This window comes from Nostoc sp. DedQUE12b (genome assembly GCF_034530835.1).
In the GTDB taxonomy this organism is placed as follows: Bacteria; Cyanobacteriota; Cyanobacteriia; order Cyanobacteriales; family Nostocaceae; genus Nostoc.
The window spans coordinates 16,798-41,809 of record NZ_JAVRCI010000030.1; the positions used below are offsets into that span (position 1 = coordinate 16,798).

General features: G+C 41.7%; 23 protein-coding genes and 2 pseudogenes. 12 read left to right on the forward strand and 13 right to left on the reverse strand.

Annotation, left to right across the window (positions count from 1 at the left end):
• Positions 1–23 precede the first annotated feature (23 nt).
• Entirely contained in the window at positions 24–1,037 is a 1,014-nt protein-coding gene (locus RMY16_RS16395) for a type I glyceraldehyde-3-phosphate dehydrogenase (RefSeq protein WP_322737297.1), read from the reverse strand.
• A gap of 116 nt (positions 1,038–1,153) precedes the next feature.
• Complete coding sequence (nadD, locus tag RMY16_RS16400) at positions 1,154–1,780, reverse strand: nicotinate (nicotinamide) nucleotide adenylyltransferase (protein ID WP_322737298.1); 627 nt, start codon at positions 1,778–1,780, stop codon at positions 1,154–1,156.
• 403 nt (positions 1,781–2,183) lie between these two features.
• Here nadD and murC point away from each other — a divergent pair, with 403 nt between their 5' ends.
• From murC to RMY16_RS16420, 4 genes are all read left to right on the forward strand, one after another.
• Positions 2,184–3,647: a UDP-N-acetylmuramate--L-alanine ligase gene (gene murC / locus RMY16_RS16405; protein WP_322737299.1), complete on the forward strand. Its 1,464-nt coding sequence runs from the start codon at positions 2,184–2,186 to the stop codon at positions 3,645–3,647.
• A gap of 125 nt (positions 3,648–3,772) precedes the next feature.
• Positions 3,773–4,774 carry a UDP-N-acetylmuramate dehydrogenase gene (gene murB, locus RMY16_RS16410; RefSeq protein ID WP_322737300.1) on the forward strand — a complete coding sequence of 334 codons (1,002 nt, stop codon included), beginning with the start codon at positions 3,773–3,775 and terminating at the stop codon, positions 4,772–4,774.
• 178 nt (positions 4,775–4,952) lie between these two features.
• On the forward strand, positions 4,953–5,300 hold the full coding sequence (locus RMY16_RS16415; protein ID WP_099100025.1) for a YbaB/EbfC family nucleoid-associated protein: 348 nt from the start codon (positions 4,953–4,955) through the stop codon (positions 5,298–5,300).
• Positions 5,301–5,376: 76 nt separating this feature from the next.
• On the forward strand, positions 5,377–5,856 hold the full coding sequence (locus RMY16_RS16420) for a low molecular weight protein-tyrosine-phosphatase (RefSeq protein ID WP_322737334.1): 480 nt from the start codon (positions 5,377–5,379) through the stop codon (positions 5,854–5,856).
• A 59-nt stretch (positions 5,857–5,915) separates the two neighbouring features.
• Here RMY16_RS16420 and RMY16_RS16425 read toward each other — a convergent pair whose 3' ends face one another.
• Entirely contained in the window at positions 5,916–6,599 is a 684-nt protein-coding gene (locus tag RMY16_RS16425; RefSeq protein ID WP_289794909.1) for a response regulator transcription factor, read from the reverse strand.
• A 652-nt stretch (positions 6,600–7,251) separates the two neighbouring features.
• Here RMY16_RS16425 and smpB point away from each other — a divergent pair.
• Together smpB and RMY16_RS16435 are read left to right on the forward strand one after the other, a co-directional pair.
• The gene (gene smpB / locus RMY16_RS16430; RefSeq protein ID WP_094349892.1) at positions 7,252–7,719 is read left to right on the forward strand and encodes an SsrA-binding protein SmpB; all 468 of its coding nucleotides are present in this window, start codon (positions 7,252–7,254) and stop codon (positions 7,717–7,719) included.
• Positions 7,720–7,901: 182 nt separating this feature from the next.
• Positions 7,902–8,183, forward strand: a complete 282-nt coding sequence (locus RMY16_RS16435; protein ID WP_322737301.1) for a WGxxGxxG family protein — start codon at positions 7,902–7,904, stop codon at positions 8,181–8,183.
• 77 nt (positions 8,184–8,260) lie between these two features.
• Here the strand turns inward: RMY16_RS16435 and RMY16_RS16440 are convergent, their stop codons facing one another.
• Together RMY16_RS16440 and RMY16_RS16445 are read right to left on the reverse strand one after the other, a co-directional pair.
• The gene (locus RMY16_RS16440) at positions 8,261–9,679 is read right to left on the reverse strand and encodes an IctB family putative bicarbonate transporter (RefSeq protein ID WP_322737302.1); all 1,419 of its coding nucleotides are present in this window, start codon (positions 9,677–9,679) and stop codon (positions 8,261–8,263) included.
• Positions 9,680–9,986: 307 nt separating this feature from the next.
• Positions 9,987–11,558: a GAF domain-containing sensor histidine kinase gene (locus RMY16_RS16445; RefSeq protein WP_322737335.1), complete on the reverse strand. Its 1,572-nt coding sequence runs from the start codon at positions 11,556–11,558 to the stop codon at positions 9,987–9,989.
• Positions 11,559–12,297: 739 nt separating this feature from the next.
• Between RMY16_RS16445 and RMY16_RS16450 the strand changes: the two genes are divergently transcribed.
• From RMY16_RS16450 to RMY16_RS16470, 5 genes are all read left to right on the forward strand, one after another.
• Positions 12,298–13,491, forward strand: coding sequence for a DegT/DnrJ/EryC1/StrS aminotransferase family protein (locus RMY16_RS16450; RefSeq protein ID WP_322737303.1), 1,194 nt, complete (start codon positions 12,298–12,300; stop codon positions 13,489–13,491).
• A 138-nt stretch (positions 13,492–13,629) separates the two neighbouring features.
• On the forward strand, positions 13,630–14,523 hold the full coding sequence (gene crtB / locus RMY16_RS16455) for a cyanoexosortase B (RefSeq protein ID WP_322737304.1): 894 nt from the start codon (positions 13,630–13,632) through the stop codon (positions 14,521–14,523).
• A gap of 175 nt (positions 14,524–14,698) precedes the next feature.
• Positions 14,699–15,421, forward strand: a complete 723-nt coding sequence (locus RMY16_RS16460; protein WP_322737305.1) for a cyanoexosortase B system-associated protein — start codon at positions 14,699–14,701, stop codon at positions 15,419–15,421.
• A 233-nt stretch (positions 15,422–15,654) separates the two neighbouring features.
• Positions 15,655–17,013 carry a polysaccharide biosynthesis/export family protein gene (locus RMY16_RS16465; RefSeq protein WP_322737306.1) on the forward strand — a complete coding sequence of 453 codons (1,359 nt, stop codon included), beginning with the start codon at positions 15,655–15,657 and terminating at the stop codon, positions 17,011–17,013.
• A gap of 221 nt (positions 17,014–17,234) precedes the next feature.
• Positions 17,235–19,409 carry a polysaccharide biosynthesis tyrosine autokinase gene (locus RMY16_RS16470; protein WP_322737307.1) on the forward strand — a complete coding sequence of 725 codons (2,175 nt, stop codon included), beginning with the start codon at positions 17,235–17,237 and terminating at the stop codon, positions 19,407–19,409.
• A 132-nt stretch (positions 19,410–19,541) separates the two neighbouring features.
• On the opposite strand, the gene RMY16_RS16475 is transcribed toward RMY16_RS16470, so the two are convergent.
• Both RMY16_RS16475 and RMY16_RS16480 read right to left on the reverse strand, forming a co-directional pair.
• Positions 19,542–20,213, reverse strand: a complete 672-nt coding sequence (locus RMY16_RS16475) for a rhomboid family intramembrane serine protease (RefSeq protein ID WP_322668165.1) — start codon at positions 20,211–20,213, stop codon at positions 19,542–19,544.
• 127 nt (positions 20,214–20,340) lie between these two features.
• Positions 20,341–21,060, reverse strand: coding sequence for a rhomboid family intramembrane serine protease (locus RMY16_RS16480; RefSeq protein WP_322668166.1), 720 nt, complete (start codon positions 21,058–21,060; stop codon positions 20,341–20,343).
• A 340-nt stretch (positions 21,061–21,400) separates the two neighbouring features.
• Here RMY16_RS16480 and RMY16_RS16485 point away from each other — a divergent pair, with 340 nt between their 5' ends.
• On the forward strand, positions 21,401–22,021 hold the full coding sequence (locus RMY16_RS16485; protein ID WP_322737308.1) for a hypothetical protein: 621 nt from the start codon (positions 21,401–21,403) through the stop codon (positions 22,019–22,021).
• Positions 22,022–22,024: 3 nt separating this feature from the next.
• Here the strand turns inward: RMY16_RS16485 and RMY16_RS16490 are convergent, their stop codons facing one another.
• The 6 genes and pseudogenes from RMY16_RS16490 to RMY16_RS16515 all read right to left on the reverse strand — a co-directional run bounded on the left by RMY16_RS16490 (position 22,025) and on the right by RMY16_RS16515 (position 24,959).
• Positions 22,025–22,621, reverse strand: coding sequence for a hypothetical protein (locus tag RMY16_RS16490; protein WP_322668168.1), 597 nt, complete (start codon positions 22,619–22,621; stop codon positions 22,025–22,027).
• A gap of 131 nt (positions 22,622–22,752) precedes the next feature.
• Positions 22,753–22,947 (reverse strand): annotated as a pseudogene (locus tag RMY16_RS16495) (Uma2 family endonuclease); the annotation flags it as partial.
• 82 nt (positions 22,948–23,029) lie between these two features.
• Entirely contained in the window at positions 23,030–23,416 is a 387-nt protein-coding gene (locus RMY16_RS16500) for a type II toxin-antitoxin system VapC family toxin (RefSeq protein WP_322737309.1), read from the reverse strand.
• Positions 23,413–23,643, reverse strand: a pseudogene (locus tag RMY16_RS16505) (DUF2281 domain-containing protein). The gene RMY16_RS16500 and the pseudogene RMY16_RS16505 overlap by 4 nt, the downstream one beginning before the upstream one ends.
• Before the next feature lie 348 nt (positions 23,644–23,991).
• Positions 23,992–24,393 (reverse strand): hypothetical protein, encoded by a 402-nt coding sequence (locus RMY16_RS16510; protein ID WP_322737310.1) that lies wholly within the window; start codon positions 24,391–24,393, stop codon positions 23,992–23,994.
• Positions 24,394–24,830: 437 nt separating this feature from the next.
• Positions 24,831–24,959 (reverse strand): hypothetical protein, encoded by a 129-nt coding sequence (locus tag RMY16_RS16515; protein WP_322737311.1) that lies wholly within the window; start codon positions 24,957–24,959, stop codon positions 24,831–24,833.
• Positions 24,960–25,012 lie beyond the last annotated feature (53 nt).

Here is a 25,012-nt window from a genome sequence, read left to right on the forward strand (position 1 = left end):
ACTAATGACTAATGACAAATCAATTATTGCCACTTTTCGGCTACCAACTCTGCCAAATCCAAAACTCGTTGGCTGTAACCCCACTCGTTGTCATACCATGCCATAACTTTTACAAGGTCACTGCCCATAACCAAAGTCAAGCTGGAATCAACAATTGAAGAAGCATCACTACCTTGATAATCGGAAGATACCAGTTCTAGTTGGCTGTAGTCCAAAATGCCTTTGAGTGGCCCTTCGGAAGCATCTTTGAGAGCTTGGTTAACTTCTTCAGTAATAGTACGCTTCTCAACCTGAACTACGAAATCTACCATTGAGACGTTCGGGGTTGGTACGCGCAAGGCAACGCCATTTAGCTTGCCTTTCAGGTCTGGGATAACCAGCGCCACTGCTTTTGCTGCACCAGTAGAAGTGGGTACAATGTTTATCGCTGCGGCCCTTGCCCGTCGCAAATCCCGGTGAGAAGCGTCTAGCAAGCGCTGATCGCCTGTATAGCTGTGGGTGGTGGTCATCGTACCTTTGATGATGCCGAACTTATCGTTCAACACCTTGGCGATTGGTGCCAAGCAGTTGGTAGTACAGCTAGCGTTACTGATAATGTTGTGTTTGTTGTGGTCATAGTCATGATGATTCACACCAACCACAAAAGTACCATCCTCGTTTTTACCAGGAGCGGTAATCAGAACTTTCTTGGCTCCAGCATTTACGTGCTTGAGCGCTCCTTCTTTGCTAGTAAATACCCCGGTTGCTTCGATAATTAGGTCAATTCCCCAATCTTTCCAGGGCAAGTTTTCTGGGTTGCGATCGGACACGCACTTAATGGTCTTACCGTTAACGATGATAGAGTTATCATCGGCACTAATCTCAGCACCCTTGATCTTCCCTAGCATTGAGTCATACTTCAGCAGGTGAGCATTAGTTCTAGGGTCTGAAGTGTCATTAATAGCGACAAGATCGATTTTACTATTCTCTCTACCTACCCAGCAACGCGCAAAGTTACGTCCAATCCGCCCGAAACCGTTGATTGCAACTCTAATCACAGTGTCTTGCCCTCTGTATTTATGCTTATATGTTGATATCGTTGACCCCAATCATATCGCAAAGGGGGGGGGCACTTTTAACCATAAAGTGTTGGATCAATAAAAAAACACATAATTTATTCAGATTTGTAAGAGTAGAGATTGTTGTTAGTGATATATGATCTGACCGATTCCGGGACTAAATAACGAATTGACTGGCGTTCGCGGCAAAATTTGCGAATTAGACTTGACGAAACTCCTACTAAAGGTATATTCAAGAGTTGCCAGTGAATGATCAAAGACTGCTCCCTGAGTTGTTGTTCGACTTGCTTGCAGATTAATTTGCTTTGAGTTATAGTCTCACCACCTAGCTGTCGGGGTGCGATTAACCAATCACACATTTGTGCTAATTCGTGTCCCCGGTACCAACCGGGTAAGGTTTGGAAAGTATCCAAGCCCACAATCCAGTACCAATGAGTATTTGGGTAACAAGCAGATAAGTCAATCAGGGTGTTAATGGCATAAGAAGTCCCAGAGCGATTAGTCTCCACTAGTGAGACAGTAAATGCTGGGTTATCTTTGATGGCTAATTGCAGCATTTGCAGACGATGCTCAAACAAAGCTGCTTCTTTGTGAGGAGGATTTAGGGATGGCACCCAAATTACCTTTTCAAGCGATACTTGATGCAAAGCTGTCTCGGCTACGAGCAGGTGTCCCCAATGAATTGGATCGAATGTGCCACCAAAAATTGCTAGTTGCTGCATCCAGATAAGCCTGGGTTATATGCAATTGAAAAATAGTTTCATTACCAATGTACTATTGTACTCAATTCACGCTTAGACTTGATGCAATTTCAAATTAGTTTCACTAAACAATGTATTATGTAGCCAATTCCAGTAAGGTAGCCAAAAATATGTATTTGACATTACAAGAATTTCTTTCCCGATGCAGCCAAAATTTTCAGAATAATCTTAAGAACAGTTCAGAAATAGCAAAAACCTCCAACCAAGGTAAAATCATTCTCAACCAGGAAAACCAGAGCAGAAACATCATTTGGGCATCAAACATAAACATGATACAGGAGTAGTTACGGTAAAAATCAAATTCCTGTTATGATACGCGTGTCATTTGTGATTATGGTGTGGTGTGGTGTAAGAGGAGCAATAAATGACTAATTTTGTAGATTTTAGTGGTAGACCATTTCATTTCATTGGCATCGGTGGCATAGGTATGTCTGCTCTGGCATACGTTCTTGCAAAGCGTCAATTTCCAGTGTCAGGTTCGGATCTTCGTCCTAACCACATTACGCACAAGTTGGAATCTATCGGTGCTCATATTTTTGGTAAACAAGAGGCAAGCAATCTCGAATTCTTTCAGCCTCAGGTATTGGCTGATCCAGTAGTATTAAATTCACAAGAACAATTACGTGCTGATACTAAGTCAAAACTGCCTCAAGTCATTTGTTCAACAGCAATAAACACTAATAATTTAGAATACAAAGCAGCTCTGGAATTAGGTTGTCCAGTTTTACATCGTTCAGATGTACTAGCAGCTTTAATTGCTGATTATTACAGTATTGCAGTAGCAGGAACGCACGGCAAAACTACAACCAGTAGCATGATTGGCTATATGCTTCTGGAAGCAGGTTTAGACCCAACGATTTTAGTCGGTGGCGAAGTCAATGCTTGGTCCGGTAATGCTCGATTGGGACAAAGCCAATATTTGGTAGCCGAAGCAGATGAATCAGATGGTTCTCTGGTAAAACACGCTCCTGAAATTGGCATCATCACCAATATTGAACTCGATCATCCCGACCATTACGATACATTAGAAGAAGTCATTGACACCTTCCAGACATTTGCTAAGGGTTGTAAAACTTTAATAGGTAGCATTGACTGTGCGACAGTGCGCGATCGCTTGCAACCCACAATTACCTACAGCTTACACTCAGATACCGACGCTGATTACACCGTCACCAATATTGATTATCGTGCTGATGGTACCACAGCTTTGGTTTGGGAAAGAGGCAAAGCTTTGGGCGTGTTGACGTTGCGGTTGCTCAGTCGGCACAATCTCAGCAATGCTTTAGCCGCAGTAGCTGTTGGTCGCGCTTTGGGCTTAGAATTTGGAGCAATTGCTAAAGGTATCGCCACCTTTGAAGGAGCAAGACGACGCTTTGAGTTCCGAGGTGAAGTCAATGGCATTACCTTCATTGATGACTATGCTCATCACCCGAGCGAGATTCGCGTTACTCTCGCCGCAGCACGTTTACAGGCAAGACCAGGGCAAAGAGTGGTTGCCATCTTCCAACCCCATCGCTATAGCCGTACACTGACCTTTTTAGATGAATTTGCCGAGTCATTTACTCATGCTGATTTGGTAGTGCTAACTGATATTTACAGTGCAGGCGAACCGAATTTAGGGCAGATTAGTGGTGAACGTCTAACGGCAGAAATTGCTAAACAGCATTCGCAGGTCGTTTATCAACCAACTTTACCCGCAGTGTATGAGTACTTGCTACAAACACTACGCCCAGGAGACTTGGCGCTGTTTTTGGGGGCTGGAAACTTAAACCAGGTCATTCCTGAAGTAATTACGACACTTTGTGAGCCGGCTAAAGCCACATCCTAAAGTGGAGACTTTGCGAAGTTTTATTTCCGAGCAAAGTGCCCCTCTAGCAACGGTTTCATCTGTGAACTCTATTACCGTATCTTTGCGGTAAATAAATGTAAAAATTTTACCAAAAAAAAGTAAAGATGACCATTTCCCAGGCAGCTGGAAACGTCTGCACAGTTTCTGCTTTGAATACAAAGAAACAGCAAACAACTAATTCAGTGGAGAGCGAAGTAATTTACTTACCCAGTACTGATTGTGCGATCAAGCCCCAGGCTTCTTTGTCAGCATTTACTTCCTATAGAGTTGGGGGAGCAGCTGATTTATACGTTGCCCCCCGAAACTTAGAGGCACTGCAAGCAAGTCTTAAATACGCAAAAGAACGTGATTTAAAGGTGACAACACTGGGCGCCGGTTCTAACTTGCTGGTAAGCGACGGTGGCATATCAGGCTTAGTCATTGCGACTCGTCATCTCCGTTTCAGCCACTTTGACCCAGGTAAAGGTCAATTAACCGTTGCTGCTGGAGAATCAATTCCCAGTTTGGCATGGGCAGCAGCAGAATTGGGTTGGCAAGGATTGGAGTGGGCTGTTGGTATCCCCGGAACAGCCGGAGGAGCCGTGGTGATGAATGCAGGGGCACATAATAGCTGTATCGCAGATATGTTAGTTAGTGCCCAGGTACTTTCACCCGATGGTACGCTAGAAACTCTTACCGCCGATCAGTTAGGTTATGGCTACCGAACTTCATTATTGCAAGGTGGCGATCGCATAGTCACCCAAGCCACCTTACAACTCGCGCCAGGTGCAGACCCAGCAAAAGTTGTTGCAATTACCAAAGAACATAAAAAGCATCGGTTAAGCACTCAACCATACAACTTCCCCAGTTGTGGCAGTGTGTTTCGCAATCCCAAACCTTACAGTGCTGGCTGGTTAATTGAACAAACTGGTCTGAAAGGCTACCAAATTGGTGGCGCACAAGTAGCACTACTACATGCTAATTTTATCGTTAATCGTGGCGGAGCAAAAGCTAGTGATATCTTCTGTCTCATTCGCCACATTCAACATCAAGTACAAGAACGTTGGTCTATTAATTTAGAGCCAGAAGTCAAAATGCTCGGAGAGTTTCAAGGTGCTTGTGGATAAAGAATGGGGAATGGGAAATGGGGAGATGAGGTTGAAAAATTAATAACCAATGTCCAATACCCTACTCCCTACTCCCAACCTATGACGGATTAATTATTGGTAAAAAAAGAGTCAAATTACTTACCGCATCTATAATTGAATTTGATTTGTTATTCAACGCATACGCGTATTAATAATTATGACAGGAAAAGGACAGGGATTCGGCTTTGGCTTAGGAAAAATGAAAGAATTAGCCGAAGCTTTTAAGAAAGCGCAACAAGTTCAAGAAGGCGCAAAGCGACTTCAAGAAGAATTGGAGCAAATGGAGATTCAAGGAGAATCTGGCGGTGGTCTGGTGAAGGTAATTGTCAGTGGAAACCAAGAACCCAAGCGAGTGGAAATTTCTCCAGATGCTTTAGCAGAAGGTGCAGAAGTACTTTCCGATCTTGTAACAGTGGCAATGAAAGAAGCCTACAACAAGTCCACAGCAACAATGCGGGAACGCATGGAAGAATTAACCAGTGGGTTGGAGTTACCTGGATTTTAGTCATTGGTCATTAGTCATTGGTCATTAGTCACTGGACAAAGGACAAATGACTATTGACAAAGGACAAAGTATATCTATGCCTTACAAGTTGCTGTTTGTCTGCTTAGGTAACATCTGCCGATCGCCATCGGCAGAAAATATCATGAATCATCTAATTGAGCAGGCTGGCTTGAGCGAACATATCCTCTGTGATTCTGCTGGTACATCTAGCTATCACGTTGGTAGCCCACCTGACAGACGTATGAGTGCTGCGGCTGTTACTAAGTTGGGAATTAAACTGCGTGGTCGAGCACGCCAGTTTCAAAAGTCAGACTTTCAAGACTTTGATTTGATTTTGGCTATGGATCGAGAAAATTATGAGAACATCCTCACTCTTGATCGAACTAAGCAATATCAGCATAAAGTGCGTTTGATGTGCGAGTTTTGTTCTCGACACACTCTAAAGGAAGTTCCAGATCCCTATTATGGTGGTCAAGAGGGATTTAATCAGGTTATTGATTTACTGATCGATGCTTGTGAAGGTCTGCTGACAAAAGTTAAAAGTGAAGAGTTATGAGTTAGGAGTTAGGAGTTAGGAGTTTTAATTCCTCACTCCTCACTTTTAACTCCTAACTTTTATTCCACTAAACCATGCTTCATCGCATAACGGACTAATTCCGCGCGGTTGCTGGTTGAGGTTTTTCTCAATAAACTGCTAACGTACTTTTCCACAGTTCGAGGACTCAGGTGTAGCTGATGACCCATTTCGGCATTAGAAAGACCATGAGTCAATAACTCTAAGACTTCCTGTTCTCTGTGAGTTAGGGCTGAGTGCAGATGAGATTTCTGAATTTGAGTGGACAGAGAATTATGGGCATCCCCCGCTTTTGTCAAGCCGGAGATGCCCAAACTGTCTTTATGAGAAAAACGATACTCTGATTGGATAATTTGCGATCGCTCCAAAAGATTGCGGATTGCTGCTGCTAACTCTTCCAGTTCAAAAGGCTTGGGTAAATATAAATCGCACCCTGACTGGTACCCCAGAATTCTTTCTTGGGTCTTAATGCGTGCCGTTAATAAAATTACAGGCAATAAACGAAACACTGGTTGCTGACGCACCCGGCGCACGAGTTCATAGCCATTCATCCGTGGCATAACAATATCCGTGACAATCAAATCAGGATGATACTCATCCACCATAAACAAAGCCTCTTGACCGTCATTAGCCGTGATCACTGAGTAGCCAGACAGTTCAAGATAGTCGCTAACAGACAGACGAGTGCCCAAATCATCATCCACTACAAGGATCGTCAAGGGCATGGATAATACACCCCTAGCATTTTTGTACCCAGAAATTTGCTTTTATGTACTCCGTTAATGAACACAGATAATAATAGTGTTCTTATGTTTCATACTATGACAGGATTACCAGCTAATGACTGCTCTCAGGGTTTATTTATAAAGGAAATCTTAAATCATTAGGAAGGTTAACGAAGTGTAACCACCTTAGACTCCCTGTGCTTAGGAGGCATAGAGAGCTTTGTAATTTGTAACAACTCATCATTAGCGTCATACCAATTCTTTGTCAGGATTTATGCAAAAAGGAAGTGAAAATCTTAATTTTCTGTAGAGACAATTTATATAAACGCCAAGAAGCAAGTTACCCGGAGTTTTTCGTAGAGAAGCGGCTTTCCACAGGGTATTACCTCTGATTGATGTGTAAGTCCTATTTGTGAAACTGCACAAAATCAGGCTTGGTGAGACAAGTTGCTCAAGCAACTTGTTCTATGAAATCTTAGAGGTAATCGGTATCAGCTAACTTAAAGTTGCCAGAAAACCTTAATTGTGAACTTAGAAAAGCTAAATTAGTGATATGCAGTTCAACATTTATAGCGGTTCTAAGATAGACCCTATAATTTACAAACCAATCCAAATAATTTTTTAGGTACATTTAAAGCACACAAAATTATCAATGAGCGACAAGAACGAAGGTTACAAAGTTATTTGCGACAACCGTCAAGCCCGTTATTTGTATGAAATTCTAGAAACTTACGAAGCTGGAATTGAGTTGACAGGAACAGAGGTGAAGTCGATTCGTGCGGGTAAAGTCAATCTCCAAGATGGCTATGCTTTGCTTCGCAATGGCGAAGCATGGTTGATCAATGTGCATATCTCGCCTTACAACGCTAGTGGACAATATTTTAATCATGAACCACGGCGTACACGCAAGCTACTATTGCATCGTCAAGAACTCCGTAAGCTAATTGGCAAAGTCGAACAACAGGGTTTAACTTTAATCCCTTTGAAAATGTATCTCAAACGAGGCTGGCTAAAAGTGAGTATAGCCCTTGGCAAAGGTAAAAAGCTCCACGATAAGCGAGAAGACCTGAAACGACGCCAAGACCAGCGTGACATTCAACGGGCAATGAAAAGTTATTGAGGATTCAGTGTTGCTAAACTACCACAGCAAGAATGAAAAACGGATTGCTGTGAAAGCTATATTGTATGTCTACAGCGTGAGTTATGAAAATGTCGAGTTTATAGCCGCAGATTGATTTTGTTAAGGTTAAGAACCGATAGAGTGGTGAGTGACTTCGGATAGCATCAGGAACTTTTACAACTATGAAAAGTAATTTTATTACCGCTGTTGGCGCTGGCGTTCTCACCTTGAGTATAGGAATTTTACCTTTAACTCTATCTGCACAAGCTCAGACAACTAATGACACTGGAGCCACTACTACTGCTCCAACAACGACTACTGATGATCGCAACGGTTTTGATTGGGGTTGGCTAGGATTGCTTGGTTTATTCGGTCTAGGCGGGTTGGCTGGGAAAAAGAATGATCGCGAACCTGTAGCTTATCGCGACCCTAATGCCCCAAGTGCCACTACCTACAGAGATTAGACAATTCAAAGTTTATTCATAGAAAATTCAAAAGTTGTCAGTTGTCCGGTAAGAAAACAACTGACAACTTATTTATGTTAATTTACTGCTGGTTCTGAGTTAGTTGTATTTGTCTGGTTTTGAGCTAAAGGTGTCCAGTAGCTGGCAATTAAGGCAACGATCAGCCACCAGAGAGTATTGACTTCAGGACGATACCAAACAGTATCTACAGTACCGTGAGCTAGCATACCCAACAAAATAGCGATCGCTCCGATTAACCAAAATCCTTCTACACTTCTGATTTGTCGCAATCGTCGCACTTGTAAAAATGCGGTATTAAATGTGACAATTAATAGCCAGAGAAAGCAGGCTAAACCAACAAAGCCAGTTTCTACAGTCACTTCAAACAATATCGAATAGGCGCTCAAAGCAGTGTAACGAGGACGTTGGTAGAGGGGATAAACTTTATTAAAAGAGTTGTGACCAGGCCCAATGCCGAAAATCGGGCGATCGCGAATCATCTCAAAAACAGCATCCCACACATTTCGGCGAAAATTATTACTGCTATCCTTACGGTCGGCAAAAATACTAAACACTCGCAGCCGCACTGGCTCTACAAATATCACTGCTAGCACCAATACGCCGATCAAACCTCCTAAAACAATCGGTATTGACCAAGTACGCCAAAAACGAGGCATTTCCACGCTTTTCCAAAAAACTAGCAATGCCATCGCAGCTAAGACTGCCACCACTAATCCAATCCAACCGCCACGACTAAAAGTCAGAATCAGGCAGGAACTATTGACAATTAACATCGTTAATGCCAAAGCCTTTTTAGGCCAACTTTGCCATGCAAAAATTGCCATTAAGCTGAAAATTACTGCTGGTAAGAGATATCCAGCCAATAAGTTGGGATTGCCTAAATAACTGTAGACTCTTGTAGTCTTAGACATCGGAGATTCTGGATCAACCCAAGTTGCCAATGCTGTGGCTCCAAAAAACCATTGCCGCAACCCGTATACACTAACAATTAACGATACGTGCAGATAAAGGATGATAATCCAAGAACGGAGGCGAGGCGACCTTAATACCCTGGCACAAAGGGTAAATAGTAGCAAATACAAAGTCAAGGTTCCCAAGTCGTTAAGTGCCGCCTTTTTGACTGGTGATAATGCTGTTGCGATTGCGGCAACTCCCCAGTAGAGCAGTACCAGCAAGTGAATGGGAGTGACTGAGGAGACATTTGCTGGTGTTACTTCATCAGATAAAGTCAACAACAGCCAAAATCCGACACAAGCCACCAGCAAAAAACCCACCAACGTACTGGAAGCAAAAGGTGCTAGAGCATATATTAAGCTGAGTAAAGCCGCTGCGATCGCATCTCCCCACTGGAGCAAGACGCTAGTTTGCCGCCAAGAACTTAGCAGTCCCACCAGAGAGCGGTGTACATAACTGGTAGCAAGATATTCTTTAAGCGGTAAAGTTGATAGAGTAAATCGTTGCCAGACTAAATTCATAAAAAACATTGCGATCAATTAGCCTGCCGACGCAGAACTTGGAATTGATCATAATGCCTATAGCTATAAAAAGGTAATAACAGAGATTGCACATCGCGTGATGGCGCTCTTATTCCTAGCCATCAGCCAATAGGAAGTTAAGAATAGTTCTTCATATACTTAGTACTTGACATAAAATGGTGGCGAATTGAGGGTTGAAATTTAAAAGCATAGGTAAGCGCAGAAGCACACAGAGAATTCGTTACAAACTAATGAAATCTAGATAAAAAATACATCTTTCCCAATTTCCAATCCCCAATCCCCACGATTAGACATCGCTCATTGCTTGTGAGGAAGTCGCTAGTTGCAGTGGCAAAGAAAGCACATAACGATATCCTGATTCTGGTGAACCTTGAATCAAAATATGTCCACCGTGCAATTCTGCCAGTTGACAACTTAGTAATAGACCTAAACTTTCGCGAGAAAGACTTCCATGTGATTTAGCTAAATTTATACCTGAACTAGTAGCAAAGAAATTTGAGTGGGAATCACTCAAGTTTTTGGAATTTTCCACTGCTACTGATGAAGTATCTAGCTGTTCTTGTCTTTCTGGTTGTTCTTGTCTTTCTGTATGAATATTGTAAGTTGTTACCTCACCTGTAAGCTCCAGCAGCGACAAAGAATTGAGACGGAAGTAAGGATCAACTTCTGTTATGCCATCCCCTAACCAAGGATGGGAAACCCAAATAGTAATGTTGAGCGTATCTTCTTTGTAAGAAACATGAATGCGAACAATGCTACCTGTAGCCGAAAGTTGAATCACACTGAAAACCAGATGATAAAGCATTTGCCGCACCTTGTCTTTATCTAAAGGCCAAATGCGATTGCGTCCTGGTTCTATAGACAGGCGAATATCTTGCTCGCGGCGATTAGCTACTTCTTCTAGGGTATTGATAGCTTGTTGGCATAACATTTCAATATCCACGGGAGCTAAATTTAGCACAGTTGAGTTTTCATCCATAGCTCCTAGTTCGGTAATTTCGTTTACTAGGGAAAGTAAGTATCGACCACTGTGTTGAATAATTTCTAAATATTCTCTCTGCTTAGTCGTCAAAGGCCCATAAATCTCACGTCCTAAAACACTAGCCATACCGAGTACAGATGTTAAGGGCGTGCGTAATTCCTGAGTTAGCTGACTCAAAAGTTCTAGCTTCAGTTGTTTAGTAGAAACAGAGTCGCTATCTTGAGTGGATGCAGTGATTTTAATCTCAGTGTTACGTTCCTCATTGAGTGAAAATATCGGAATGTTCTTGGAAACGCTTGATTCGAGTCTCCCTTGCAGGAGTCTATTACGTTCAAATTCACTCATGCTCCAACGAGCAATGATTTGTAAAAACTCAATGTCTCGGGTTGTAAAATTACGCGGGACTAAATCCATCACCGCTAATGCACCTAAACAATGTCCCTCAGCATCAATTAATGGCGCTCCTAAGTAAGCACGAATACCATAATCTTGCACTAACTTGCTACCAGCAAGTACTGGATCGGTAAGTTTATGCGTATCATTAATTACAAATACTTGAAAGCTGTCTACTACCTGAGTGCAAAATGATTCCCGGCGTAGTAGTTGGCGGCTTTGTGCCAAATGATTCATTAGTCCTAGTCTAGATAAGCCTATCGCCGATTTGAACCAATGGCGTTCTTGATCCACAAATCCCAATATGGAAATTGGTGCTTCCAAAAAGTGGGCAGCAGTTTGTGTGGCTTCTTCAAAAACCGGAATCGTTTCTGGTTGCCGCAAACCTAAATCCGACAAAGCTTTGAGGCGTTGCTGTTCTCTTGATTCATGAGAATCCCAACCATCCTTTAGGGCAAATAATTTGTTTTCAGGCTCTATCATTGCCACTGCTACCTTAATAATTTCTCGATTGTGTAATTGATCCAAGTCCTATTTCTAGGTTATCAATTGCTATTTTTAAGCATTCCCTAATTTTGCCTCTGACAAACAAATTTAGGGCAAAAATTTTTTCTCCCTTCCATTAAGCCAAGATGTGTGTCTGCTAGTTACTAGTTACTGGTGCTGAATGTTCTTTATTTAGAACTGGTGTAGTCTTTATTGCTTGAGATTTTGCAATCAGACTGCGTTAGATTTGGATTCAGCCAGGGTAAGCTAATGCTAAGGGTACAATACAAAGGGGCTATCATTCTTTATGTACATAAGGGGAAATTTTTACTGTAGTATTCAAAGTAAATTTACTTAAAAATATAGATGTTAATGTAATTAAATATAGACATTTTACTGATAACAGCTAGTACCCAGAGATGATAATCCTAGTGCAGGATGACCTAAATAGGCCAACTATATCCCTACGGATTAGCAAGCTACCAAATTATTGAAAAGCCCAGTTTCTAAACTTTTTGAATTTTAAGAGAAGTTTGAGTTGTGGCTTCAGAGAAGTCTGATGGCAACTTCGGGTGATCAAATTAAGAAGGCGTGATTTTGAATTAACCATCACCGACTAAATATTTGATCTCAGCCTTTATCCAATAGATTCAATCTACTACAATTTCATGCCGAAAATTGTACAATAGTTTCTATTTTTTCCATACGAGGAAACATTTTTTGAGGACGACTGGTAATGAATAAAATGACTATTAGAGTTCCTTTTGTAGACCTAAAGTTACAACATGAACCAATTGAAACGCAATTGCAAGATGCAATCCAATCTGTATTGGAACGGGGAGATTTTATTTTAGGGCAAGCACTTTCAGATTTTGAAGCAGCATTTGCGGCAGTATCTGGTACGACTTATGGAGTTGGTGTGGCATCAGGAACAGATGCGATCGCTTTGGGATTACAAGCGTGTAATATTGGTGCTGGCGATGAAGTGATTTTACCCGCAAATACTTTTATCGCCACCTTAATTGGGGTAATACGTGCTGGTGCCAAGCCAATTTTGGTAGATTGCGATCGCCAAACTGCTTTAATTGATTTAAGAGAAGCAGCAAAGGCAATTACGCCTCAGACTAAAGCAATCATCCCCGTGCATCTCTATGGTCAGATGGTATCACCACGCGATCTAGTGAACTTTGCCGATACCTACAAACTCCTAATTTTTGAAGATGCCGCCCAAGCACATCTCGCCCAAAGAGACGGATATTACGCTGGTTCAGTAGGAATAGCGGCAGCTTTTAGTTTCTATCCCAGCAAAAATTTGGGAGCATTTGGGGATGGGGGAATGCTGCTGACACAAGATTCAGATGTAGCCCAGAAGATGGTGCGCTTGCGAAATTATGGTGCATCGCAAAAGTATTTTCATACTGAACCAGGTACGAATAGCCGCTTGGATACTTTGCAAGCAGCGATTTTGCACAAAAAACTCCCATATTTGCCGCAGTGGAATCGCGATCGCCTGACTATTGCCCAGCAGTATGATAATGAACTAGCACCCTTGGCAACTGCTGGAATTATTCCTATAGAAAATCAAAGTGATACAGGACACGTTTATCATCTTTATGTGATTAAAGTAGATGATTCTTGCCCAATAGAACGCCAACAACTCCAAGAAAAACTCACAGTCGCGGGAATACAAACTGGTATTCACTACCCAATTCCTTGTCATCTCCAGCCAGCATTCACCAACTTAGGCTATCAACCAGGAGATTTTCCCCAAGCAGAAAAGTTGTCAAAGCAAATATTATCATTACCGATGTATCCTGGTTTAAGTAGTAGCCAAGTTAAAGAAGTTGTAGCAGCGATCGCCAATGCAGTCTCAACAAGTTATCAAGCAGATAATCTATCTTCTGCCGACCTTGGCAGCGTGGTAGCCTGAAGTTAATTCATACTTAATGTGCATCTTGTCCTTTGTCCTTTGTCATTTATCCTTTGCAAATGACTAATGACCAATGACCAATGACCAATGACCAATGACCAATGACTAATAACCAAAGTTTTTGAATTACTTAAAATCATGGCACTCCAGCAACAGGTTAAAAATATAAACGCATCAGGCTTGTTAAATCTAGCTATTTTAGGCGTTTTGCTGCTGCTTTATGCTCCAATATTGCTACACTGGTTGGATGGTTGGCTGCACAAAAATATCAGTACAGAACACGAATATTTCAGCCACGGAATTATTGGTCTACCATTTGCGGCTTATCTTGGTTGGATGAACCGGAAAAAGTGGAAACGTTTGCCAGATACCATCAATCCTTTGGGCGCTGTTTTATTGTTATTAGGGGCAATTTTTTATTTTAGCGGTGTTACAGAGTGGGTCAACCTATCCTTGCCCGTTATATTAGTAGGCTTATGCTTGTGGTTTAAGGGAATAGCAGGTTTGCAATTACAAGGATTCTCTCTACTACTAGTATTTTTAGCAACCCCAACAGCATTACCCTATCTTATTGCTCCTTATACTTTGCCTCTCCAAAGCTTCATCGCTGGCACAGCAGGTTTCATACTGAATCAATTTGGGATGGAAGTAACCGTAGATGAGATCAATCTTTACGTGGGAGGACGGATTGTAGAAGTTGCTCCCTATTGTGCAGGGCTGAAAATGTTGTTTACGACTCTCTACGTGGGCTTGATGCTGCTTTATTGGACAGATGCTTTGTCTTCACGGCGGACAACTATATCGTTTTTATCTCTTGCTGCGATCGTTAGTGTTACTGCCAACATCATTCGTAATACTTTACTGACTTTCTTTCACGGCACGGGTCAAGAAGCGGCTTTTAAATGGCTGCATGAGGGTTGGGGTGGCGATCTCTATTCTGCTTGTATGCTGGTGTCACTAGTGCCCTTATTGAATTGGATTAATACCTATTTTTCAGCATCCCTAGAAACTGAGCAAGAGGCAGAAAGTTAGAGGCATTGGGGATTAGGCAGAGGAGCAGAGGAGAAAATTTTCTGCAACTTCTGCCCTGTTCTTCACTCCCAACTCCTTTAATTTTTCATCACTTATACGTAAGTCCTAAATATTACTGAACTCACAATGTGAATTTATAAAGTAAAATTTTGTCTAAGTATTGCAAATTTTACTGATGATTTCCTTCTCCAAGTTTTTCAAGGAAAACCAATTGACTCAGGTAGCAGCACTTTTGTTATTGCTACTGCTGCTAGCAATGGCAGGGGTTCCCGGATATCTGACAGGACACTGGCAATGGAAACAGCCGCCAGCTGTTACTAGCCTCAATGAATTAAAACAGATCCGCAAAGCTGGGTTAAACCTTCCTGGTTGGCAAACCATTGAACAAGCAGAACAGCAAATTGGCGAACACAAATGGTCTTTGCAAGTAGTTAAAAAAGAAAGTTCCGAATCCCAGGCAATCCTGCTTTTATTGCCGCAAAATGGGCCTATGGATCAACCAGAGGTAGAGTGGACAGATGTTAACAGTTGGGGAAGATCGCGCTGGGGAAAGTGGGATATAGCTCAATCTCGTTCTGCGGAATTTACTGTGAAACCATCTGCAAAGTTGGCTTCTAATGTCGAAACTAAAGTAGAAGCTAGATTCTTTCGCGCCTCCACACCACAGCAAACCTTCGCTGTTTTGCAATGGTATGCTATGCCAGACGGCGGAAATCCATCACCTTTTCACTGGTTCTTGGCAGATCAACTGGCACAGTGGCGCAAGCAACGCACTCCTTGGGTTGGGGTGAGCATTCTGATTCCAATGGAACCTTTGGGGCAGGTAGAAACATCTTGGTCTTTAGCTCAGTCTATTGGGGAAACAGTGCAAGCTGCATTAATGGCAGGCCCTTTGTAGAGTCTGTTATAGATGCCCTTGTGCAGAGATTTATCAAGAGTATGTCTATAAATTGTGTTCAGGCTGAAACTCACCTAAAATGATGTTAACAACATGAAGTTAGAAATTAAAATTAGCAAAATTATTCTCTTTATCTTGGTAAATACTTCTAGATAAAAGAGACATTGAAGGCATTTTTAGAGTAAAATAACCACTCGGCGCGACTAATTTCTATATCAAGATTTTCTGCACCGATGTTCATAGATCCCAGTTATTATATGCGTGGATTCAGCGCCCTGTGTTTTGTCAGTCTTCAAGTAGGAGTTTTCTTAACAACACCTATCCAACTTGTTGTTGCCCAGCCTTTTCCATCTCAAGGACAATCACCAGGGCAATTCCCCTCACCTGTGCCAGTTAATGAAGTTGCACCTCCAGGTGCAAATGAAGAAATTTCCCCGCAACTGAGCCGCTACCTTTTGGGACCAGGAGATGCAATTGGTGTTGTGCTTCAGCGTCCTCCTGGTCCATACCGTTTAGGCATAGGAGATGGAATTAGCGTTTCCGTTCAGCGCTTTCCAGATTTGAGCTTTCAAGCTTTAATCAACCCAGAAGGTAATATTGCAGTGCCGTTATTGGGAACAGTTTCTTTACAAGGTTTAACTTTGGAAGAAGCTCAAGAAAAAATTCGCTTGGGTTTAAATCGTTATGTAGTCGATCCGATAATAGTTTTAGCATTAGCAGCGCAGCGTCCAGACCTCAGTTTTCAAGCTGTAATTAGTCCAGAAGGCAACATCATCGTGCCGCAAGTGGGAACAGTATCATTAAAAGGTTTAACCTTGGAAGAAGCTCAAGAAAAAATTCGCCTGGGCTTGAGTCGCTTTTTTCCAGATCCAATCGTGGTAGTATCTTTGGCAGGAACGCGACCAGTTCAAGTTACCATTAGCGGAGAAATATTTCGACCAGGAATTTATCCAATTAATTCACCAACACCCCGCGTTGCTGATGCTTTGCTAACATCTGGTGGTTCAACATTGAATGCAGACCTGCGACAGGTGCAAGTACGCCGGAAGTTAATCGATGGTTCTGTGATTTCACAAACGATTGACTTATACGCAGCACTGCAAAATGGCGGTTCAATCCCAAATTTACGCTTACAAGATGGAGATGCGATACTCGTGCCTCGTCGTGAAGTAGGTAATGAGGATGGTTATGACCGCAATTTGGTAGCACGTTCATCCTTGGCCACACCACAGATTAGAGTCCGAGTTTTAAATTACGCTGCGGGTGGTCTTTCCATTCAAGCACTGCCTAATGGCAGTACATTTGTCGATGCTTTGGGAGGTGTAAATCTAGACACTGCTAATCTGAGAGATATCGCTCTGGTTCGCTTTGATTCGGAACGAGGCAAAGCTGTTACCCAAAAACTTGATGCTAAAAAAGCTCTAGGCGGTGATGCGTCGCAAAATGTAGCACTTCAAGATAATGATGTTATTGTTGTTGGTCGGAACCTCATTGGTAGAATTACTAATTTCTTGACCACCATTACCCAACCTTTCTTCAATGTTCAATCCTTTCTCCGGTTTTTTGACAACATCGGTGGTGGCTCGGATTAGTAACTTTAAAAGAAGGATACAACCTAGAAATAGTTTGGAGTGTAGAAAGTCACATCTCTAACTGCTCTTTGAATTCATTTATGTAAAAATCTTAAAGATATAAACCGATATATACAGTAGGAAGTTGATAGCATCCTTGTATCAAAGCCACTATCTTTAGTTTGGTGCTTCCTAAATTTTTAATTTTGAATATTTAAATTTTGAATTGGAGCGAAGCGACCATGACCCCACCAATTGTTAAGCGCTATCTTATTGCTTTTGATAAATATAAGTGGATTGGACTAGCTAGTTTTGGTTTAGTTGTCGCCGGGTCAACTGTGGTAGCTATGCAACCAGAGCCACCTACTAGCTATATCGCATCTGGGGCACTTACTTATAGTGGCCCACCAGTTTCTTTCTCTGCAACTGGTAATGAAATCCAACAGCAAGGAAAGGAACTAAATGAGGAAGTTTTACTATCAAACCAGATAATTGCAGGCGTAGCAGAGAAAGTCGGTGTCAAACCGAAACAACTCGGTGCAAGTCTTGCTCTTGCTCTACCTAAAAAAAATGCTAAGAGTGGAGAATTAGAATCTTCTACCTTTGAACTGAAATATGTAGATAGTGACGCCAAACGAGGCGTACAAGTCTTGACAGAATTGATGCAAGCAATGATCAAGTTGAGCAGTGACATCAATACTGGGCGCTTACAAGCAATTATTCAAAAGATTAACGATCGCACACCACAAGCTAAACGGGAATTGCAAATTGCTGAAAAGAAGCTGGAACAATACGATCGCGTCGAGCGAACAGCAATATTAGCAGCAGAGAATGGCAGCTTGTTAAGCGCCATTACTGCCAGCCAAAATCTCCAACGGCAAATTCAATTAACTATTTCTGGGGTTGATGGTCAAGTTCGCAGTTTACAAAATAAGTTAGGCTTAACAGTCAGCCAAGCTTATGTTTCTTCTGCTTTGAGTGCTGATCCAATTATTGGTAACTTACGAGCGCAAATTTATCAAAGTGAATCACAAATCGCTGTACTCAGAAAAGATTTGCGGCCGGAACATCCAACGATGGTGCAGTTAGTGCGTCAGAAACAAGCTGCTGAGGAATTACTACAACAACGTGCTGCTGAGGTTTTAGGTGGTGATGGAACGGCGGCTCCGCTTCAGGGTAGCGTTGCAGGTATTCGCACTCAAAGCAGCTTAGATCCAACACGCCAGCAATTGGCTAACCAAATGGTGTCTTTACAAACCCAAAGGGAGACACTGCAACAACAACTAACTCAAGAAGTCCAACAAGAAGCGCGACTCCGGCGAGAGTATGCTCTAATACCCAATAAGCAATTAGAGCGATCGCGTTTAGAACAAGAGGTTGGACTCAAAAAAGCCATCTACGATCAAATGCAGGTGAAGCTAACCGATGCGAAAACCGCAGAGGCAGAAACTACTAGTAGCCTCAGCATTGCCAGACGCCCCGCAGTCACTGTCGATCCCAAACCGCCGAAGAGTGTGCCTATTACCCTTGCTGTGGGTGGTTTCTTAGGTGTATTGATTGGTGGCGGGGTGATATTTTTATTAGGAGCGCTGGAGGGTACTTTCAAAACCAGGGAGGATATCCGCGAGAGCCTCAAGCAACGAGAAGTGGCACTGTTGGGAGAATTGCCTTTAATGCCAGTTGATGATTTGGAGCCAGATGCTGTACCGGTAGTATTTTCCCAAGATTCCCCTTATTTAGAATTTTATGAAAAATTCCGTAGTAATATGCGCCGGATTGGTGGTAAAGCCTTAAAGGTAGTATTGATTACTAGCACCAGTAGCCTAGAGGGTAAAACAGCAAGTGCTTATAATTTGGGTGTTGCTTCCGCACGTGCTGGTAAAAGAACCTTGATTATCGAAACAGATTTGCGATCGCCTTCCCGTTGTGCATCCTTGAAAGTAATTCCTGACCCAGAAGCCACTATTGAACCCCTACGTTATTACGCTAATTTGAGTGAATGTATTCGTTTAGTTCCTGATGTGGAAAATTTATACATTCTTCCCAGTCCTGGCCCAGTGCGGCAATCCGCTGCTATTCTTGAATCCAGCGAAATGCGGCGGCTGATAGAAGATGTCCGCGAACGTTTTGATTTAGTCATCTTAGATACTAGCCCCCTCAGCATATCCAATGATCCTTTGTTAATTCAACCCTACAGCGATGGAATCGTACTAGTGGCACGACCAAACTATACACAAGAGAACATGCTAGGTGAAGCTATCGATCAATTGGTTGAATCTGAACTGGGGTTATTGGGAGCAATTATCAATGGTGCTGATATCATTGTTTCTGCACGTGAAGAAGTTGCAAAATCATCAACATTTATATCTGAAGTAGAACAGTCAGAAGAAGTTTCAGCGAGTGCCAACAAAAACTAATAGTTTCAAATGTGGAAATTTTAACTTGAGTATCGCGTTAGCGTTCGCTTTAGCGTCTCTGAAAGAGAAGGGTCTTGCAGAACATTGAAAGGTAGCAATTTTTTTTGTTAAGAGTTTCAGGAAATGCTGTATTTAGTCGCGCCGAAACAAGCCAAATAAGGGAGCAAGAATTACCCCAAATACAAAACCACCGATGTGCGCCCAATATGCAACTCCACCAGTTTGCACGGTCATATTAGCGGCTGTTTGGAGAGTAGCAAGACCGGATATCACATTTTGCACAACAAAAATTCCAATTATGATTAGTGCTGGAACTCTGATTGTGGTGATGAAAAACCCCAAAAATATTAAAGTCATGACTTGAGCGTGGGGAAAGCGGATAATGTACGCACCCAAAATCCCAGAAATTGCACCACTTGCACCCAAAGAAGGAATCTCAGAATTCATTCCAATAAACCATTGGCACAAGGCAGCTAAAGCACCACACGCTAAATAAAAAATCAGATATTTGGCATGACCTAATCGATCTTCAATATTGTTGCCAAAAACCCAGAGAAACACCATATTTGAGATTAAGTGCCACCAACCACCGTGTAAAAATTGCGACGTAAATAACGTTATCCACTCTCCATTTAAATTGGTGGTTAACTCTTGAGGCACTACTGCATACTCACTGAAAAATTGACTTAATTGTGCATTCGGCAGGCTCACCTCGTGAATAAAAACTAAAACATTCATGCCAATTAACCCATAGGTGAAATACGGGGTGATTCGCGTCGGATTTTCATCGTAGAGGGGAAACACAGGTGTTTTTCCTAAATTATTGACTAACTGCAATATAGCTTGTCAGGCATGGCAGTTGCGAAGGTTAAACAATTTCACCTATTAAATTAATCAGTATAATTGAGGGTAACAAAGATACTACGAAAAATTATTGATACCAAGATTCTTCTTGAGATTTATCGCTAAACAAACCCAACAGTGGGCCGAGAATTGCCCCGAAGATAAACCCGCCTGCATGGGCCCAGTAGGCAATACCGCCGCTTTCCATACCGATGTTGGTACGTGCTTCAAGACTAGTAAGTCCGTAGAAAGCTTGTTCGAGAAACCAGAATCCTAAAAAGAAATATGCGGGGACACGGAAAGTTGGGAAGAAAAACCCTAAAGGTACTACACCAAGAACTTCGGCGTTGGGAAAGCGGAGAATGTATGCACCCATAACACCTGCGATCGCACCACTTGCACCCAAAGAAGGAATGCTAGAATCTTGAGCGAAGAACCACTGTGTTAAGGATGCCAAAACACCGCAAGATAAATAAAACAGTAAATATTTGGCATGACCTAATTTATCTTCAACATTATTACCAAAAATCCAGAGAAACAACATGTTGCCGGCTAAGTGCAAGAAACCGCCGTGCAAAAATTGCGAAGTAATCAAAGTTGCCCACTCTGGTACTGGTTGATGTACAGAGATACCAGCAAAGCTTAAAGTCAGTTCTCGTGGAACTACAGCCGCAAGGTGTAGAAACCCATTTAATGCTTGGGGGGGAAGATTTGCCTCATAAAGAAAGGCAAGGACATTAGCAGCAATCAGTCCATAAGTCACATAAGGCGTAATTTTTGTAGGATTATTATCTCTAATGGGAACCACGGGCGTTTTTTCCTGATTTTAAGACAGCAGTTACACAATACTGAATAATCCAAGTAGTTTCTTCTACCTCGTGGATGGATCTCACTTTGAGATTTGAGATTCATAGTAGGACTTACGCTCCAGCAAAGGATTTCCTGCCCAATGCTGCAAACTATTTATTAGATATTGACTGTGGAGAATAATCGCCTCTTGCTGCTAAAGAAACGCAATCACGCTGGTTATCCAAAAGTGAAAATATTACGCCAAGGATTTAGTATGACAAAACTTGATTCATTTTAGGGGTTGACGAGTTCTCCCCAAGCCTGAAAATATTCTATTTAATGCATAGCTAGGCAAACCCATGTTTTTTTCAAATTCTCTGAAAAATCAACTCCAGGGCTGGAATGAAACCATTCGCAATCAGCCGAAAAATCCCAATGCTTACATTCGCCGAGGCATGGTTAACTTTCAACTGGCTAAAATTGATGAATCTATTCAAGATTTTGATATCGCAGAGCAATTGGATGTCCGTATTAAACCTTATCTCTGGCAACGGGGATTATCGTATTATTATGCAGAAAGATTTGCTGAGGGCGCTGAACAATTTGAAATAGATTTGACAGTGAATGCTCAAGATGTAGAAGAAACAGTATGGCGATATCTCTGCGTAGCTCGTTCGTTAGGTGTTGAAGAGGCGCGTAATTCTTTACTAACTATAAAAAATGACCCTCGACGTATTATGCAGCGCGTATATGATTTGTATGCAGAAAATTGTTCGCCAGATGATGTTTTAATTGTTGGTCAATCAGAAGGGATAAAGGGAAATTTTTACAGTCATCTTTACTTGGGATTATATTACGAAGCTCAAAATAATCTTGATTTAGCTCAGGAGTATATAGTGAAAGCTGCTGATAATTATAAAATTGATGATTATATGTGGTATTTAGCGCAGGTACATAAAAAATTCCGAGGGTGGAGATAGTGCTTATAATGACAGATACGGTACTCTTCGACGAATATTTACTATGCCATGCACAATTCCTAACACTGCACCGATGTAAAGTCCAATATGGATTCCCCAAACCAACATAAACCTGGAAACTTCTGCTGGCTGAACGACTGGCGTAATCTGATCGGCAAAGAAGGGAAATTGAAAATAATAAAATATGAATCCTGCGATTTGAGAAACTACAATTGCCCAAGTAATCGGATATCGTGCCATTTTAAGTAATTGCCGATAAGACAAAGGTAACTTTCGTCTCTGATTAACCAATAAAAATATGCCGTAGCTTAAAAAACCAGCAAAAAAGCCCGCCTGAAATCCAACTTCACTGACTTCCCAGCGAAAACTATAACCATAAGGAATATTTTTGAAGTAATAAAAGTAAGCAGGTGAGACAGTACAGGTAATCTGATCGTTAACGATACCAAACCCAGCACCAATTAAACCGGACACCACCAAAAACGAGTATTCCTGAAGTTTTGTCGGTTTTGTTGGATTACGCCAGTAGTCTACCGCTACAACCAAACCCATCAGCAAAAACAAAATCAGCAGTCGGTATTGATATGGAACACTTTGCATAAGACAACTGGTTTAATCCAAAATTAGCCTTTCAGGAAGTGTGACTATTTACAACTTCTTCAGAATTTTCACCATTGTATGCGAAGCATCTGTGAGATCGCATGAAATTCAAAGATTGACTATCTATCATGTCAATTTTCGGTGGCTGCGGTTTCAAACTGTACTTGTCTGTACAAATGGGCGATCGCAATTTTTACATCCACTGATTCCAGTCGCAATCTCTCATCCAAACTATACTCTGACAGCACCACCCATTTCCACTGTTCGTTGCGCCGAAACACTTCTAGAACCGATTGAGCTACTTGTACTAAGACATATTCTTGCAAGGGTAAAGCAAGCATTGGCACGATCTCTTAATAATTTACTTAATGTAGAATAACGAAAAAAGGGCGTTCTCTTTTAGTATGACTATTCCCACATCCTCTGAACAGAATAAGCATCGAGTTTTTTATCCCTGCTAATAATAATTAAGGAGTGATTGATAGCCTGTGCAATCAACATTCGGTCAAATGGATCGCCATGATGTTGCGGAAGATTCCGAACTTGAACCGTATTGGCAAAAGATATCGTAAGTATGAGGATATCTGAAGCGTCGATCGCAGAACCTATTGTTTCATAGCTCCGTTGAAGCGATAATTTGCCAAGGTTCAACTTGATGGCAATTTCCCAAAGACTAGCGATGCTGAGATAAACGATATCTGCGGTATTGATCATCATCCTCAGATTATCTGGAAGGCTTAAGTCATTTTCAGTTAGCCAGATAAAAGCATGAGTATCTAAAAGGAAAGCACTCATTCCATATATTCCTTAAAAACTTCGAGAGGTTCATCAAAGTCATCAGGTAAAGGTAAAACAAAAGTTCCTTTTAAGATGCCAGATCGACGCTTTTTTTGTTGTCAACTTTCCTGAGAAACAGCCTTTGAATAATTCTCAATTAAATATTTAGCATAATGCAAGAGTTCTTGTTTAAGTGGCTCTGGCATTTGATCTAGTGTTTGTAAAATTTCTGCATCAATAGCCATGATTTCTCCTAAGAGGTTCTCCTGCTTGTAATTTTATGGGAATTTCTGGAAGGGATTTTATTTTTCGATAGCTTCGGTTTCAAATTACACTTGTCGGTACAAATGGGCGATGTCTACGACGGGCTATTCGGCGTCGCACACTGTGCCAGAATCGTAATTGTAGACGATTATGCTTGTTATAAGTGATATGTGCTTTTTAGATGTGTAGCAAATTAAGCGATCGTTTCTCACAGAAAACTTTCCGGTCATGCCTCAACAGATAACCTAAGTCAGCTAACGATTGAGATGAGCCACCGCAGAACACCTCCGGTTCTCACAGACAAGCTTAATACGGCCGGCTCCATTGATTTATTTCCATAGAAAAAGTTTAGGATCAGATGTCTCATATGCCCTCAAAACATCACTTGGTAAGAGTTTTCCTTTACCTAATATATCGACTGAAGAACCGTCCTGAATGATGATCTTGAATAAAGGCTGTCTGCTTAGAAGCATTGCTGCATCTAAATTGATCACCTGACCATCTTCCTTCAAAATAGCTAGAAATTCAGAAGATGATAAATACAGTTGCTGTTCATCATTTAGCTGCAAGGTTAACCTTCCGCCTTGTTTCCCTGTTGCATCTAAATCTGAAATCTGCCACTGAGTATCTTTGTAGGTCTTTGCAAGGTAATCCGCGATTAAAGCAACCCTTTCCTCAAGACTCTCTTCAGAAGTTTGGCTCAACGTAATAGCCCACAAACTACTTTTCATTTCTATTCCTCCTTTAGAATGGCTCTGGTTTTTTACTTCTGCTTGGAGTGCCTCCTGTAGGATTAGGCAACCATCGGTGCTGATGAGGTGGAGGAAGATGGTCAGGTGCGGCTTTTAAGTATAGGGTTTACGCTGAAATATACCAACAAGTGGTTTGTATATTATGTAAAACCACTTAATATCTATTCAATTTTCGGTAGGTTCGGCTTTAAACTGCACTTGTCGATACAAATGCGTGTAGGCATAGCTCGTCGTAGACATCGCTATTTCTATATCCACTGAATTGCTATCCTAACCAAGCACTAATGCTCTAGCATTTTATCTCGTAGATGCTTTATGCCGATTGCCTTCTAGACTTTTCGCAATAATTCCCGAATAGCGATCGCACAATCAGGGAAAGCTAAAGGTGAAATTGTCACATCTTCTGCAAGTATGCTCTAACTGTGGTATCTATCTGGACTAGGGAGACGATACATATACAACTTGCGTCCACTGACATCTAAAATCCGGTACTCAATAATGCCTGATTTAGCATAAGCGTTCGCCCTTGGCGTTGGCGAAGCCATCGCTTTTACTTCTCGATCATATTTGAGACTGTAATCACCTATTTCAATAATTG